The sequence below is a fragment of the Coraliomargarita sinensis genome (assembly GCF_003185655.1).
In the GTDB taxonomy this organism is placed as follows: domain Bacteria; phylum Verrucomicrobiota; class Verrucomicrobiia; order Opitutales; family Coraliomargaritaceae; genus Coraliomargarita_B; species Coraliomargarita_B sinensis.
Genome location: NZ_QHJQ01000032.1, coordinates 1 through 946, shown reverse-complemented (window position 1 = coordinate 946; position 946 = coordinate 1). Strand labels below are relative to the sequence as shown.

2 protein-coding genes are annotated in these 946 nt (G+C 44.6%); both read left to right on the top strand.

Annotation, left to right across the window (positions count from 1 at the left end):
* Positions 1 to 16 precede the first annotated feature (16 nt).
* Positions 17 to 469, top strand: a complete 453-nt coding sequence (locus DDZ13_RS15265) for a hypothetical protein (protein WP_110132325.1) — start codon at positions 17 to 19, stop codon at positions 467 to 469.
* A gap of 16 nt (positions 470 to 485) precedes the next feature.
* Positions 486 to 938 (top strand): hypothetical protein, encoded by a 453-nt coding sequence (locus DDZ13_RS15260; protein ID WP_110132324.1) that lies wholly within the window; start codon positions 486 to 488, stop codon positions 936 to 938.
* Positions 939 to 946: the final 8 nt, after the last annotated feature.

The following is a 946-nucleotide window of genomic DNA, read 5'->3' as shown; positions in this document are numbered from 1 at the left end:
CGTTCGATGAAGTAAAATGAAGCACGCCCTTACACTCTTATTTGCTATGTCGCTTTCAACGCTTCTGGCGGATGACATTTCCCGGGAAAAAGAGAATGAGAACGAGCGTTTGCCGAATCTACAAATAATTATCCCTGTCTTAAACATTTCGGATATGAGCATCCCAGAGGCTATTCTGCACATGCAAGAAGCTTACGAAAAAGAAACGGGAAAGCTTATACCGATCTTCTTATCCCCGAAAGCAGCTGCCAAAGAGACACGAATAAACGTAACCACACGAAACACAGAATTCATAAGGAACCTGCAGTATTTTTGCTCCGGACGAACCGCTAATCTGTCCTATAGCCTAAAAGGGAACGCTATCTTTATTTATGAACCTTTCGAGGAGGATTATAAATTCACAGAAGTTAACATCGAACCAGGCGGAAGTATCAACTCCGAGGCTGCGCCTCTCCGCGATACTCCTTAAACGTTCGCTGAAAGAAATGAAAATAGCATTTGCAGCATTTATTGCCCTGATTGTTGGCTTGGTTATCGGCACTCAATTTACCAAGAAACAAAAGGAAGGGAAAGTCTCAGGGGAGATGATCGAAACACTTGAGGCGATTATCGAAGTGATTGGCCCAATGAATAAAGAAGAGGTCGAAGAGATCTTGGTTCTAGTTCAGAACTTTAACGAGAATGCGATCCAAGATCTCGACACAATGAACCTTTGGAGGGCGGTTACTGCGAACCAAATACTTCTCATCGAAAAAGAAGAAGGAATTGAAGCTGCCAGAGAACACGCAAGATACCTGATCAATTATTTCAGGGATGCATACGAAGAAGGAATGCGCCTGGGCAATTGGGAAGAGCTTGCAGACAACCTTTACACTAAAACCACCGAGAGCGAACCAGTCGGCATAGTCAACGACGAGGCTGCGCCTCATCGCGACTAGCCTCTACG